Source organism: Variovorax sp. HW608 (assembly GCF_900090195.1).
In the GTDB taxonomy this organism is placed as follows: domain Bacteria; phylum Pseudomonadota; class Gammaproteobacteria; order Burkholderiales; family Burkholderiaceae_C; genus Variovorax.
Genome location: NZ_LT607803.1, coordinates 6,953,338 through 6,967,349, shown reverse-complemented (window position 1 = coordinate 6,967,349; position 14,012 = coordinate 6,953,338). Strand labels below are relative to the sequence as shown.

The following is a 14,012-nucleotide window of genomic DNA, read 5'->3' as shown; positions in this document are numbered from 1 at the left end:
TCGTCTTCCAAACGAGGTATGGCGCATGGCAGGGATCAGCGGGGGGTGTCATCCCGGCGCGCACGCCACCGCGAGCATGTACAGCAGCAGCGCCGCGATGATGACTGCGGTGAAACCCACGTGGATCGCGAGCAGCGTGGCCAGCACAGCGCCGGTGACCGACGCACAGCCGTTGACGCCCCAGGCCCAGGGAATGAGCCTTGCGTCGATGGCTTCCACCCGCGACAGACCCAGTGGGAAGGGCATGCCCATGCAGAAGGCCAATGGCGCGATGAGGACGGCCGAGAGCAGCATCCTCGCTGCGTCCGGCAAACCCATCGCATGCCGGAAGAGCCAGGGAAGCAGCAGCAGGCAGAGCACCGCCGACGCGGCCAGCCCTCCCACCACCATCGCCAGGGCAGGCTGGAGCCGCGTCCGGTGTTGCAGGCGCCCGGCCACCCGGCTGCCGACACCGGCAAAGAGCAGGAAGGCGAACAGCACCACCGCGACGGCACGCAGTGGGTGGCTCAGGAAGAGGACGAATTTCTGGATGAACGCGATCTCGATGAACATGAAGCCGAATCCGATCGCCAGGAAATAGACCAGCACGCGGCCGCGCGAACGGGGCGGTGTGACGGGCCCGTTCCGCCGGGCGCCGGCACGGGTGACCCACGCCACGGGCAGTCCGATCAGCAGAAGGCTGGCCACCGTGGCCTGGACCAGCGTCGCCACCAGCACCGGATAGCCCCATTCCAGGAGCGGCAGCCCGCCCTGTTCCTTGAGCGCCAGGAGTTCGGGCAGCGAGCGCCACTTGAAAAAGTGGAAGAAATGCGGCCTGTCGTCGGTGGCTGGCGCGATGTGGAACTTGTAGTCGCGCATGAAGGCGTCCCGGTCCGGACCCAGCAGTGCCGTGGCGCCGTCGAAGAGGTCGGGGCGCTCGACCACGTTGTAGCGGTTCGCTTCCTCGGGCTGCATGCCGGGATAGAACGCAAGGTCGAAGGAGCGTGCGCGGCAGAAGGCCTGGGTCGCGGCGATGTCATCGGCGCTGAAGCTGCCATTGCGGACCAGCAGCGTGACGGTCTTCCAGCTGCGGATCATCACCAGCCGCGAGCCGGGATCGGCGATGCCCGAACGCTCCAGCGCGGCGATGGCGGCGGCAAAGAGCTTCAGCGCGTCGCGCGGCGGCAGCGAAACCCAGCGCGTGATCGCGAGCAGGCCGCCGGGCGTCAGGTGGCGCAGGCTGTCCTGCAAGGCTTCGACGGTGTAGAGGTAGTTTTCCGACAGCGCGTAGAGGCCGGCTGAAGATGCGCTGAACGAATCGAGCAGCGCCACCTGGATGAGGTCGTAGCGCGCTTCGCTGGCGGCGACGAAGCCGCGCGCCTCTGCCACGTGCACGTGCGCGATCCCGGAATAGAGGCCGCCCGCGGCGTCGGCGAAGCGATGCCTGACCAGGTCGACCACCTGCGGGTTCAGCTCCACCGCGTCGATCTCGCGCGCCTGGTGGTAGTAGGCCTGCAGCACGTCGGCCCCGGCACCCGCACCCAGAACCAGCACGTGCGGGCGGCGCAGCAGGTGGTAGGGAAGCGCCGAGCTGATCTGGTCGAGGTACGCGAGGCTGCCGCGCTGCCCGTCGAAGCGGGTCAACGCGCTGAGGCTTTCGCCGTCGATGAAGATGCCCCACTGCGGCGGCGGTTCGACCGAAGCATTGAGGCTCAGGCCCGGCACGTGGCGCAGCGGAATCCGCGGGCTTTCGACCACGCTGACGAGGCCCAGCGGACTCGATCGCTCGAGCACGACCCTCGCCTCGGGAATGCGCAGCGTCTGGGACAACTCCTTGTACGGCGACATGACCGGCGCCAGCCACGCGGCCGGCAACAGCAGCGGCACGCCGGCCAGAGCGGCCAGCAGAGCCGCCGGCCATCGCCGAGGGCGCCCGCTTTCGAGCCAGGCCAGGGCCGCCGCGATGCCGCCCAGCGCACCAAGCAACTTCAGGGCTGCGGCCGGCGACAACACGAACAACAGTGCCACGATGCCCAGGCTCCCCGCGCCGGCGCCCAGGATGTCGAAGCTGTAGATGCGCGGCTGCATGCCGCGAAAGGTGGAAAGCGCCATGCACGTGCAGGCGCCCGCGCACAGGAAGGGCAGCAGGAGCAGCAGGTACACCGCCAGCAGGTAGGCCGGCTGGCGCGGATCCCACAGCAGTTCCAGCGGATTGAAGGGCACGCGCTGCGCCAGCAGGAAGCAGCCGATGGCACTGGCGCCGAAGGCCGTCGCCGCCGCGCTGAACAACGGCGCGAAATGTCGCTGCATCACCCGCGGCGCCAGGGTCAGCACCGCGCCGCTGGCGCCGTAGCCCAGGAGCGCCAGGCTGATGATCATGTAGGCGAAGTGGTGCCACAGCACGATCGAGAACAGCCGCATCAGCAGAATCTCGTAGGCCAGTGCCGCAGCCGAGATCAGTGCCACGGCCATCACCGGCGGTGCCGCGGCTGCTTCGAAAGCAGACGCGCGCGTCTGCGCCATCGAACGCTCCCTCAGCGCTTGCCGGTGAGCGGGACGAAGGCCACCGGCAGGATCTGTCGGGTCTTGATCGTTCCGTCGGGATTCTTCTCGACCAGCATCAGCTGCTGGACCATGAAGGCCGCGCCCACCGGAATCACCATCCTGCCGCCCACCTTGAGCTGCCGGACCAGCGGCGGCGGAATGTGGCTGGCTGCCGCGGTGACGAGGATGGCGTCGTACGGCGCGTGTTCCTCCCACCCGTCGTAGCCGTCACCCAGCCGGACCTCGACGTTGTCGTACCCCATGGCCTTGAGGCGCTGTTGCGCCTGCAATCCCAGCGGCTCGATGATCTCGATGCTATAGACCGCGCGGGCCAGCACCGACATCAGCGCCGCCTGATAGCCCGAACCGGTGCCCACCTCGAGCACCGTGTCGCCCGGCGCCACTTTGGCGAGGTCGGTCATCAGCGCCACGATGTAGGGCTGCGAAATGGTCTGGCCGTAGCCGATCGGCAGCGGGCGGTTGCGATAGGCCGAAGGCACCTGGTCGGCCGGAACGAAGGCATGCCGTGGAATCCGGCCCATGGCGGCGACCACCTGGTCGTCGAAGCTTCGCCGGCCGGTCATGGACCCGGTCTCGTGCGCAATGGCCATGACTTCCTGCATCATCTGCCGGCGTTCGGACGCGAATTCGTCTGCCGCCGCGATCCGTGCCCCCACGAGGGTCGAAACGAGCGCGGTGATCACGACGCCATGGAGGATGGAGACGGCCATTGCTTCGGTTCGACGACGGGTACTCGTTCGTCACGTGCAGCGGAGATGAAGGGATCATGGACAAGTGCAGGGCGCCGGTCCGGCGCGCGCGCCAAAGCCCACACCGGGGGAGCGGTGGGGCGGCTGCGCTTCAGGCGCCGAGTGCCTTCATCTCCGCGTACAGATCCGCCTTGCCTTCGAAGCCGATCCCCGGCAGCGCCGGCAGGTTGACGTAGCCGTTGTCCACCCGAACGCCATCGGGGAAGCCGCCATACGGTTGGAAGAGATCGGGGTAGCTCTCGTTGCCGCCGAGCCCGAGTCCGGCCGCAATGGCCAGCGACATCTGGTGGCCGCCGTGCGGAATGCAGCGGCTCGGCGACCAGCCGTATTCCTTCAGCATGTCCAGCGTGCGCAGGTATTCGACGAGGCCGTAGCTCAGCGCACAGTCGAACTGCAGCCAGTCGCGGTCGGGGCGCATGCCGCCATGGCGGATCAGGTTGCGCGCGTCCTGCATCGAGAACAGGTTCTCGCCGGTCGCCATCGGGCCCGCATAGACCTCCGAGAGCTTCGCCTGCAGTTCGTAGTCGAGCGGGTCGCCCGCTTCCTCGTACCAGAAGAGCGGGTACTGCGACAGCGCCTTGGCATAGTCGACGGCGGTCTTCAGGTCGAAGCGGCCGTTCGCGTCCACGGCCAGTTGCTGGCCGGGGCCGAGGATCCTGAGTACCGACTCGATGCGCTCGCAGTCCTCGGCCAAGGTGGCGCCGCCGATCTTCATCTTGACCACCGAATAGCCGCGCGCGAGGTAGCTTTCCATTTCCTGCCGCAGCCCGTCGAGGCCCTTGCCGGGGTAGTAGTAGCCGCCCGCCGCGTAGACGAAGACGCGGGGGTTGGCCTTGCCGTTGCCGTAGCGTTCGGCCAGCAGCTGGAAGAGCGGCTTGCCCGCGATCTTGGCGACCGCGTCCCACACGGCCATGTCGATGGTGCCGACGGCCACCGAGCGCTCGCCATGGCCGCCGGGCTTCTCGTTGATCATCATGCGCGCCCAGATCCTGTGCGGATCGAGGTTCTCGCCGGTCTCGTCGACCAGCGTGGCCGGATCGGCTTCGATGAGGCGCGGGCGGAAGCGGTCGCGGATCAGTCCGCCTTGCCCGTAGCGCCCGTTCGAGTTGAAGCCGTAGCCGATCACCGGCTTGCCGTCGCGGACCACGTCGGTGACCACGGCGACGAGGCTCAGGGTCATCTTCGAGAAGTCGATATAGGCGTTGCGGATGTCCGATTTGATCGGGCGGGTGGATTCGATGATGTCGACGATCTTCATGATGTGTGATTCGATGGAGGAAGTGAAGAGGCAGGGTTCAGCGCGATAGCGATGAGCCGCCGCAGATGGCGATGTCCTGGCCGGTGATGGCGGCGGCGGAGGGCGACAGCAGGTAGGCGACGAGGGCGGCGATCTCGGCCGGCTCGATCAACCTGCCGATCGGCGGCAGGCGCGGCGCGCTGGCGGCCCGCGCGGGATCGGCCAGCATGCCGGTGGCCGTGGCGGCGGGCGAGACGACGTTCACGGTCACGCCCTGGTCGGCGACTTCGGCCGCCCAGCTTCGCGCCATGGCGATGAGTGCCGCCTTGGTGGCCGCGTACTGGCCGCGGCCCGGCATGCCCTGCGCGACACGACTGCCGATGAAGACCACGCGGCCGTTTCGCCGCCGCGCCATCGCGGGCACGATCGCATCGGCGATGCGCGCGGCGGCATCCACATGCAGGCGCCACATCAGTTTGCCGCCCGCGTGGTCGAGCTGGCCGAGCGGCCCGACGCGCAGCACGCCGGCTGCATGAACGAGTGCGTCGGCGTCCTGCAGGTCGGTAGCCGCGGCGGCGATGGCTTCGCCGCTCGAAAGGTCCACCTCGATGGGCCTGAAGGCCGCATGCGAGATCTGCGACTTGGCGACATCCAGCCCGCTGACGCGCCAGCCCGCGGCCAGCAGCGCCTCGGCGATCGCGCGGCCGATGCCGCTGCTGCTGCCGGTGACCGCGACGTGCCGCAGTTCATTCGACATGGATGTTCCCCTCGCTCACGATCTTTTGCGAGCGCTCCATGTCGCTGCCCTGGAATTTCGCGAAATCCTCCGCGCTGCCGGGCGATAGCAGCAGGCCCTGTTCCTTGAGCTTGTCCTTCATGTCGCCGGCCAGCGCCTTGTTCACTTCGGCATTGAGCCGCTTGACGATCTCGGGCGGCGTCTTGGCCGGCGCCCAGAGGCCGTACCAGCTGTAGAACTCGAAGCCCGGGATGGTTTCCGCCACCGTCGGCACATCGGGCAGGCTGGATGCGCGTTGCGCCGAGGTCACCGCGACCACGCGCAGCATGCCGCTCTTGTGGTACTGCAGCGATCCGAGGATGGGATCGATGAAGCCGTCGATCTGCCCGCCGATCAGGTCCTGGAAGGCCGGCGCCGTGCCCTTGTAGGGCACGATCAGGTAGTCGATGTTGCCCGCGCGCTTGAGCAGTTCGGTGGACAGATGCCCGGCCGAGCCGACCGATCCGACCGCGAAGGTCATCTTGCCCGGATGCTCCTTCGCATATGCGATGAGCGACTTGATGTCGGTGATCGGCAGCTTCTTGTTGATCGCCACCGACAGCGGCGCCTTGGCCACCAGCGCCACGGGCGCGAAGTCGCGGTTCACGTTGTAGGGCACCGACTTCATGGTCATCGGCGCCGTCGTGAAGGTCGAGGCATTGAACAGCAGCGTGTAGCCGTCGGCCGGCGCCTTGGCCACCACGTCGCCGCCGATCACGCCATTGCCGCCGGCGCGGTTCTCGACCACGAAGGGCTGGCCCATCTGGTCCGCGAGCTTCTGCGCCAGCAGGCGGCCCACGAAATCGAGCGTGCCGCCCGGCGGAAACGGGATCACGACCTTCACGGGCTTGCTCGGATACGCCTGGGCAAAGCCGCTGGCGGTCGCCGCGAGGGCGAGGGCGCCCAGCGCGGCGCGGATGAAGTGCTTGCGTCGCATGTCTTGTCTCCTGGATCTTTGGTTCGGCAGAGCCGGCCGGACCCGCACCGGCTCCGGTGGGCGGAATCAGCGCTTGAGCAGGCCCGCGCGCTTCACGGCGGCGCGCAGGGCTTCCACTTCCTCGGCGTTGGGCGCCTCGGTGGGCGGGCGCACCGTCGCGTCGTCGAGCACGCCGGCCAGGTACATGCCGCCCTTCATGCGCGCGTGGGCCTCGCCCGTGGGCTCGCCGCCGCCGTAGACCGCATCCTTGAGCGGCGTGATGACCGCCTGCACTTCCATCGCGCGCTTGAGGTCGCCGGCCTTCACCGCGTTCCAGAGGTCGATGATGAGTTGCGGGATGAAGGTGGCGAAGCCGACCAGCGCGCCGTCCACGCCCTGCACCATCGAGGCCAGCAGGTACTCGTCATGGCAGGTCAGGATCGCCTTGGACGCATTGGCCTCGCGGATCGCCTGGATGTCGCGGGCGTACTTGTTCATGTCGCGCTGGCCCACCTTGAAGGCCTGCACGTAGGGCAGCCGGGCCAGATCGGCCAGCAGCTTCGAGGAGTACGAGGCGCGGGTCCACGCCGGGTAGACGTGGCACACGAGATCGAGCTCGGGCGCCGCCTTGTGGATCGCCTCGAAATACTGCAGTGCGTGGCCCGGCGTGAAGCCGAAGCGCAGCCAGTGATGGGGCGGCATGACGTCGAGCGCCACCGCGCCGGCAGCCTTGGCGGCGCGGGCGTGTTCGGCGGCATCGGCCAGACCTTCGCAGACGATGGAAGAGATCACCGGCAGGCGGCCCTTGAGCTCGTCGGCGACGATGCGGGTGACTTCGGCACGCTCCGCGGGCGTCAGCGCGAACACCTCGCCGGTGTGGCCGTTGGTCATGACCGCGACCACGCCATCATGACCGGCGAGCCACGAAGCCAGCTTGCGCAGCGCGGGCTCGTCGACCCTGTGGTCACGGGTGAAGGGGCACGAAATGGCGGGGATGATCCCCTTGTAGTTCGCGATCGAAGGCATGCAGTCGTCTCCTGGTGAGTGATGGGGTGTCGATGGGGCGAATCTTCCCGCCCGTGGGCGCATGCGGTCCAATACCCGATTCGCATACAACTATCTCCGCGGAGAAACAGGAAGAAAGGACGCATCGCATGGGCCCGGGGAACCGACCGCTGGATCTGGAATGGCTGGAGGACTTCCTGGCGCTGGCCGAAAGCGGCAACTTCTCCCGCGCGGCGCAGGCGCGGAACATCGCGCAGCCGGCGTTCAGCCGCCACATCCGCGCGCTGGAGGAGTGGGTCGGCGTCGACCTGTTCGACCGCAGCGCGCATCCGGCCGCGCTGACGGCGGCGGGGCGGCGCTTCCTGCCCTTGCTGGAGGACACGCTGGCCCGACTGGAATCGGCGCGCATCAAGGCGCGGGCCGCGCACGACCAGGCGGCGGCCAGCCTGCTCTTCGCAGCCACGCATGTGCTGTCGCTCACCTTCTTTCCGCAATGGCTGGGCGGGCTGGAGTCGCAGTTGCGGCTCGGGCCGATCCAGACCATCTCGGACAGCTTCCACGCCTGCGAGGACCTCGCGCTGCAGCGCCGCGTGCAGTTCGTGCTGTGCCATGGGCACCCGGAGGTGCCGGGGCGGCTCGACGAGGCGGAGTTTCCGATGCTGCGCCTGTCGGACGATGTGCTGCTGCCGGTGTCCGCGCCGCGCGCCGCGGGCGGTGCTGCGATGCATTCGCTGGAGGTCGCGAACGCCGCGAAGGCGGACGCACCCGTCCCGGTACTCGCCTACAGCGAACCCTCGGGGCTCGGCCGCATCATGCGTGCACGGATGCGCCAGGTGTTCGGCGACGACAGCGTCTCGACGCTATCGCAGGGCGTGGAGATCGTGTTCACCGCGCACCATGCGGTCCTGCTGAAGACGATGGCGCTCGAAGGGCGCGGCGTGGCCTGGCTCCCGAAGAGCCTGATCGCGGCCGAGTTGAAGCATGGCGCGCTGGTTGCGGCCGCGTCGGCCGACTGGAACGTGCCTGTCGAGATCAGGCTCTATCGCCAGCGTGCGGAACTGGCGCCGGCGGCCGAGGCACTGTGGACGCTCGTGCAGGAGCGCCCGCCAGGCTCAGGCGGGCGCTGAGCAGAGCTTGCGGATTTCCGCCGGGATCGGCACCGCGCGGATGCCGCCACCTTCGCGCCTGGCCGCGAAGATGCGAACCTCTTCGCATTCGAGGATCAGGTCGTCGCCGCGCATCACGCGGTAGCGCTGCACGAAGCTCTTCTCGCGCCACTCGGGAATCGTGACCGCGACATTCAGTGTCTCGCCATAGCTCGCGCTCTTGACGAAGCGCGTGTGCGTGTCGACCAGCGGCGTGCCGATGACGCCCATCGTCTGCGCCGTCTCTTCCCAGCGCGGCACGCCGCGTTCGGCGAAGAAGTGGCGCGACGCGGCGTCGATCCAGCGGAAGAAGTTGGGAAACCAGACGATGCCGGCCGGGTCGCAGTCGCCGAATTCGACGCGTACTGTGTAGGTGACTTCGATGCTCATGTCGGTGTGAAGTTGAAATTCGCAGAGGGGCGGTCGGGGGCGTGGCGAGGCCACCGGGTGGTCCCCTCCGCGAATGTCCCCCGCCCTTCGGGCTCCTCCTTTATTTCGCTGCGGGGACCACCCGATGCCCTCGCCATGGGAAGCGCCGCGTTATGCCAGCCGATCGACCACCGCCGTGCCGGATCGCGACGATGGTGTGCTCTGCGCAGCGAAGTAAAGGAGGAGGCCGCAGGCCGGGGGACATGAGCGGAGCAGAGCACACCGTCGGCGTGATCCCGCCCCGACCCGTCGAACATCACCCCATTCTGGTGGGCAGCCACAAGGCAATGATCGGAAACGCGATAAGAATGATCAGCCGCAGGATGTCCGTCAGGATGAACGGCAGCACGCCCTTGAAGATCGTCGTGAAGCTCACGTCCTTCACCACGCTCTTGATCACGAAAACGTTCATGCCCACGGGCGGATGGATCAGGCCGAGTTCCACCGTCATCACGATGATCACGCCGAACCAGATCGGGTCGAAGCCCAGGTGCACGATGACCGGGTAGATGATCGGCACGGTGAGGATGATCATCGCCATCGCGTCCATCAGGCAGCCGAGCACGAGGTACATCAGCATGATGAGCGCGAGCACGCCGTAGCGGCCGATGCCCAGGCCGGTGAGGAACTCGGTGAGCTTCTGCGGGCTCTGCGTGATCGTCAGGAAGTAGCCGAAGAGCAGGGCGCCGATCAGCACCGTGAACACCGCCGCCGCGGTGCGCGTGGCCGACAGCAGCGCCTCGCGGATCTTCGGGCCGTCGAGCTTGCGCCGCAGCACGCCGAGGATGAAGGCGCCGCTCGCGCCGACGCCGCCGGCTTCGGTCGGCGTGAAGAAGCCGCCGTAGAGCCCGCCGATCACGAAGATGAAGAGCACCAGCGGCGCCCACACGTTCTTCAGGTCGGCGATGCGCTCCGACCACGGCTTGACCTCCCCGCCCGGCAGCCAGCCGGGACGCGTCTTGACGATCACCATGATGGTCAGCACGTACATGGTCATCGCGAGGATGCCGGGCACGATGCCCGCCATGAACAGCTTGCCGATGTCCTGCTGCGTGAGGATCGCGTAGACCGCGAGCACCGTCGACGGCGGCAGGATCGCGCCCAGCGTGCCGCCCGCGGCGATCACGCCGGTGGAGAACGACTGCGGGTAGTCGAAGCGCCGCATCTCCGGATAGGCCACCGCCGAGAACGTGGCCGCGGTGGCGACCGACGATCCGCAGATCGCCGCGAAGCCGCCGCAGGCCAGCACCGTGGCCACGCCGAGGCCGCCGCGCAGGTGGCCGATCAGCGAGTTCGCGGCCTTGAACAGCTCGCGGCTCACGCCCGACACCGAGACCAGCGCGCCCATCAGCATGAACATCGGGATCACGCCGAAGGTGTAGTCGGTCACGGTGCGCATCGATGTCTGTCCGACCAGCTTGAGCGCCGGGCCGATGCCGACGATCGATGCGTAGCCGGTGACGCCGACCAGCCCCATCGCCATGCCGACCGGCACGCGCAGGAGCATCAATGCAAAGAGAACGAAGAAGCCCAGGATGGCGATTGCATCAGTGCTCATGCTTGCCTACTCATCAGCCTTCATTTCAGGCGTCTCGTCATGAAGAAGTTCAGGGTGGAAGATCAGGCGCCAGGTGCGGATCGCGATCAGCAGCACGGCGGAAACGTCGCCGAGCCAGGCCACCGCGTAGAAGGGCCAGGTCGGGATGTTCATGTCGTAGGTCAGCACATGGTCGACGTAGGTGCCGCGCACCTTGTCGAACAGCGTGGCGGTCTGCACCGTCACCACGAACAGCAGCACCACGGTGGCGAAGACGTCGATCCAGCGCTTCATGCGCGGGCTCGCGGCGGTCCACACGAGGTCGACCGTGATGTGGCCGCCCCGGTAGCTGGTGGCCGCGATGCCCCAGAAGATCAGGATGCCCAGCAGCATCCGGCCGAAGTCGTATGAATCCGGGATCGAGGCGTCGAAGAACTTGCGCAGCACCACCGCAAGGAAGATGTTGAGCGCGACGATCCCCACGAACAAGGCGGCGAGCCATTCGATCGCATTGATGAAACGGTCGCCGGCCGCCCCGATTCTTCTCGGGGCCTTGTCGCTTCCAGCCGCCATCACAGCGCCGAGTTGTACTTGGCGAGGCTGGCCTTGAGCGAATCCAGTACGGCCTTGGGATCCTGGCCGACCTTCTTCACGCTCTCGCCCCACTGGGCTTCGACCGGTGCCGTGGCCTTGCGCCATGCTTCGAGCTGCTCGGGCGTGAGCTTGTAGACCTCATGGCCGGCTTGCGCGGCGATCTTCGCGCGGCCGCCGTACTCGAAATCAGCCCACGGCGTGGCGACCTTCTCGGCCCACTCGCTGGTGCAGTGGTCGTCGATGACCTTCTTCTGCGCGGCCGACATGCTGTCGTACTTGCCCTTGTTCATCGCCCAGACGAAGGGCGTGACGTACAGTGGCGCATCCATGTGGTAGCTCACCACCTTGTCGATGCCGAAGAGGCCGATCGAACCCCACGGGAAGGTGATCGCGTCGGCCACGCCGCGCTCCAGCATGTCGCGCGATTCGGGCGCCGAGGCCTGCACGTTGGTGCCGCCGAGTGCAGTGACCATCTGGCCGATGGTGCTGGTCGCCGGGCGGATCTTCATGCCCTTGAGGTCGGTCGGGAGCGTGATCTTCTTGCGCCCGTGGAAGGTGCCGGGGTCGTGCACGAAGGCGAAGCAGACCTTCACGTCCTTCATCTCGGTGGCGGCGTATTGCCGGTACCAGGCGTCGATCGCGGCCGTGCCGCTCTTGCCGTTGGAGAACAGGAAGGGCAGCGAGGCGCCCGCCATGATCGGGAAACGGCCCGGCTGGTAGCCCGGGTTGATGTAGGCGAAATCGGCGATGCCGTCGCGCGCCATGTCGTAGTGGTCGAAAGCCTTGCCGAGCTGCTCCGAGGGGAACAGCACCGCGGTGATGGTGCCGTTCGACGCCTTCTTGATGTCATCGGCCCAGGCCTGCAGCGAGGGGTTCAGCGGATGCTGCGCCGGCACCCAACTCGACATCTTGAGCTGGACGGGTTTGTCCTGCGCCTGCGCGGGTGCGCCGGCCAGGGCCAGCGCCGCCGAAAGCGCGAGGACGGCGCGCGTGGCGACCGAGGGCGTGAAGCGGGGTGTCGACATGGGTGTCTCCTGTGCGCCGGTCAAAACCGGCAAAGTGTTGTGAATGAAAGTTTCATACGTTGAAGGCTTAGCCAGCTACGGCGGCCCCGAGTCATGCGTGCACATCCGCGAGGGTGTGGGCGAAGCGTTGATAGGGGGACGAGCGGGCCGGGTATCGAGCCGCGTAATACATGCCCCGTGGCGACAGCTGCGGGTGGTCCGGGGTGCCGAGGCAGTAGGAGAATGCCGAAGGTCACACCGTCGCTGCCGCATTGGCGAGGCAGAGGCGGACCCCGCGCGGTCAAAGACCCCGAGCACGCACGCAAGCACTTTGTTCGGGAACCGGGAGATCCCGCGTCCTTCTGCGCAGCGCTGGGAAGCGCTGGCTGCAGAGCGCATCGTGAAGCCCAAGGGCGTACGACGATGAGCCACAGGCGCGGGAAGTCGGACTGCTGCGTAGTACCGAAGAAGCTGCCGAACAAGGCTGCGGGGGAAGCTCCTGCGGCGGCGGAGGTGGTGGAGGGAAGGCGGCAGGCCAAGGGAAATGCCATCGCGGCGCGCATGTCCCGCAGATCGGTGCGGGTCTATGACATGGGAACCGCGCTCGATGGCATACGACAGACGGCAAAGGGCCGTCGTGATGCGAAGTTCACGGGACTGCTGCATCACATCTACGCGGTCGAACGCCTGCGGGCGGCTTACCTCGCGCTCAAGCGCGACGCGGCCGCCGGGGTGGACGGCCAGACCTGGCAGACGTACGGACAGGACCTGGAGGGCAATCTCCTGGAGTTGTCCGAGCGGCTGGCCCGAGGGGGCTACCGGCCCCAGCCTGTGAAGAGGGTGTACATCGACAAGGCCGACGGCAGCAAGCGCCCGCTGGGCGTGCCGGCGCTGGAGGACAAGCTCGTCCAGCGTGCCACGGTCGAAGTGTTGAACGCCATCTACGAGCAGGACTTCCTCGGGTTCAGCTACGGCTTCAGGCCCGGGCGCAGCGCGCACAACGCGCTGGATGCCGTGGCGGTGGGTGTGGGCGCAAGGAAGGTGAACTGGATACTCGATGCGGACATCGCCAAGTTCTTCGACACGATCGAAAGGGACTGGCTGGTGAAGTTCATCGAACATCGCGTGGCTGACACGCGCGTGGTGCGGCTGATCAAGAAATGGCTGCACGCGGGCGTGCTGGAGGACGGCAGGCTCACGCAAGGTGAGTTGGGGACGGTTCAGGGCGGGAGCATCAGTCCGCTGCTGGCCAACATCTACCTGCACTATGCGTTGGACCTGTGGGTGAAGCAGTGGAGGGGGCGCCATGCCCGGGGTGACGTGATCGTCGTGCGCTACGCCGACGATTGGGTTGCGGGGTTCCAGTTCCGTGATGACGCCGAGCGCTTCCAGCGCGCGGTGGCCGAGCGGCTGGGCCAGTTCGGGTTGAAGCTGCATCCCGAGAAGACGCGGCTGATCGAGTTCGGGCGCTTCGCCCACGAGAACCGACGCCGCAAGGGACAAGGCAAGCCGCAGACCTTCGACTTCCTGGGGTTCACGCATTGCTGCGGGACGACCCGAAAGGGCAAGTTCATGGTCCTGCGACTCACCAGTGCCAAACGCCTGCGAGCCAAGCTGCAGGTGATCAAGCTCGAACTCAGAAGGCGCATGCACCAACCCATCCCGGAGCAGGGCCAGTACCTGCGGGCGGTGGTGACTGGGCATGCGCGCTACTTCGGCGTGCCGTGCAACGGCGCGCGGCTGAGGACATTCCGCCATCAGGTCGTCGGGCTGTGGCATCGCACGCTGTGCCGCCGCAGCCAGAGCCACGACCTGCCTTGGCGACGCATGTATCGCTTGATGGCGCGCTGGCTGCCTGTCCCGAACATCTGCCACCCCTACCCGAACCAGCGTCTGATCGTCATGACCCAAGGCAGGAGCCGTATGCGGTAGCTCCGCACGTACGGATCTGTGGAGGGGGTGTTGGGTGACTGACATTCCTACTCTGACTCGGGGGTGTTGTTGAATCGTCGATGGGGGGTGGCGCGCACGTGTTGTCGTGTTTGTGCAGTGCGCAATTCAGTTATTTTTTATAAGA

The 14,012-nt window shown here is 67.1% G+C and carries 12 protein-coding genes; 2 read left to right on the top strand and 10 right to left on the bottom strand.

The window, feature by feature from the left end:
* Window positions 1–48 precede the first annotated feature (48 nt).
* The 6 genes from VAR608DRAFT_RS33055 to VAR608DRAFT_RS33030 form a co-directional block, all read right to left on the bottom strand.
* Window positions 49–2,502 (bottom strand): spermidine synthase, encoded by a 2,454-nt coding sequence (locus tag VAR608DRAFT_RS33055; RefSeq protein WP_088957906.1) that lies wholly within the window; start codon window positions 2,500–2,502, stop codon window positions 49–51.
* 11 nt (window positions 2,503–2,513) lie between these two features.
* Window positions 2,514–3,254: a protein-L-isoaspartate(D-aspartate) O-methyltransferase gene (locus VAR608DRAFT_RS33050; RefSeq protein WP_231973049.1), complete on the bottom strand. Its 741-nt coding sequence runs from the start codon at window positions 3,252–3,254 to the stop codon at window positions 2,514–2,516.
* A gap of 130 nt (window positions 3,255–3,384) precedes the next feature.
* The gene (locus tag VAR608DRAFT_RS33045) at window positions 3,385–4,551 is read right to left on the bottom strand and encodes a mandelate racemase/muconate lactonizing enzyme family protein (RefSeq protein WP_088957905.1); all 1,167 of its coding nucleotides are present in this window, start codon (window positions 4,549–4,551) and stop codon (window positions 3,385–3,387) included.
* 37 nt (window positions 4,552–4,588) lie between these two features.
* The gene (locus tag VAR608DRAFT_RS33040) at window positions 4,589–5,287 is read right to left on the bottom strand and encodes an SDR family NAD(P)-dependent oxidoreductase (protein WP_088957904.1); all 699 of its coding nucleotides are present in this window, start codon (window positions 5,285–5,287) and stop codon (window positions 4,589–4,591) included.
* The gene (locus VAR608DRAFT_RS33035) at window positions 5,277–6,242 is read right to left on the bottom strand and encodes a Bug family tripartite tricarboxylate transporter substrate binding protein (protein ID WP_088957903.1); all 966 of its coding nucleotides are present in this window, start codon (window positions 6,240–6,242) and stop codon (window positions 5,277–5,279) included. The genes VAR608DRAFT_RS33040 and VAR608DRAFT_RS33035 overlap by 11 nt, the downstream gene beginning before the upstream one ends.
* 66 nt (window positions 6,243–6,308) lie before the next feature.
* The gene (locus VAR608DRAFT_RS33030; protein ID WP_088957902.1) at window positions 6,309–7,247 is read right to left on the bottom strand and encodes a dihydrodipicolinate synthase family protein; all 939 of its coding nucleotides are present in this window, start codon (window positions 7,245–7,247) and stop codon (window positions 6,309–6,311) included.
* Between the two features lie 128 nt (window positions 7,248–7,375).
* Here VAR608DRAFT_RS33030 and VAR608DRAFT_RS33025 point away from each other — a divergent pair, with 128 nt between their 5' ends.
* Entirely contained in the window at window positions 7,376–8,353 is a 978-nt protein-coding gene (locus VAR608DRAFT_RS33025; RefSeq protein ID WP_088957901.1) for a LysR family transcriptional regulator, read from the top strand.
* Here the strand turns inward: VAR608DRAFT_RS33025 and VAR608DRAFT_RS33020 are convergent.
* The 4 genes from VAR608DRAFT_RS33020 to VAR608DRAFT_RS33005 all read right to left on the bottom strand — a co-directional run bounded on the left by VAR608DRAFT_RS33020 (window position 8,339) and on the right by VAR608DRAFT_RS33005 (window position 11,956).
* Window positions 8,339–8,761, bottom strand: a complete 423-nt coding sequence (locus VAR608DRAFT_RS33020) for an acyl-CoA thioesterase (RefSeq protein ID WP_088957900.1) — start codon at window positions 8,759–8,761, stop codon at window positions 8,339–8,341. The two genes, VAR608DRAFT_RS33025 and VAR608DRAFT_RS33020, sit on opposite strands and share 15 nt — an antisense overlap.
* Window positions 8,762–9,056: 295 nt before the next feature.
* Complete coding sequence (locus VAR608DRAFT_RS33015; RefSeq protein WP_088957899.1) at window positions 9,057–10,358, bottom strand: TRAP transporter large permease; 1,302 nt, start codon at window positions 10,356–10,358, stop codon at window positions 9,057–9,059.
* A gap of 6 nt (window positions 10,359–10,364) precedes the next feature.
* A complete protein-coding gene (locus VAR608DRAFT_RS33010; RefSeq protein WP_088957898.1) occupies window positions 10,365–10,910 on the bottom strand; it encodes a TRAP transporter small permease in 546 nt (181 codons plus the stop codon).
* Window positions 10,910–11,956, bottom strand: a complete 1,047-nt coding sequence (locus VAR608DRAFT_RS33005) for a TRAP transporter substrate-binding protein (protein ID WP_088957897.1) — start codon at window positions 11,954–11,956, stop codon at window positions 10,910–10,912. The genes VAR608DRAFT_RS33010 and VAR608DRAFT_RS33005 overlap by 1 nt, the downstream gene beginning before the upstream one ends.
* A 402-nt stretch (window positions 11,957–12,358) precedes the next feature.
* Between VAR608DRAFT_RS33005 and ltrA the strand changes: the two genes are divergently transcribed.
* Complete coding sequence (gene ltrA / locus VAR608DRAFT_RS33000) at window positions 12,359–13,867, top strand: group II intron reverse transcriptase/maturase (RefSeq protein WP_231972977.1); 1,509 nt, start codon at window positions 12,359–12,361, stop codon at window positions 13,865–13,867.
* Window positions 13,868–14,012: the final 145 nt, after the last annotated feature.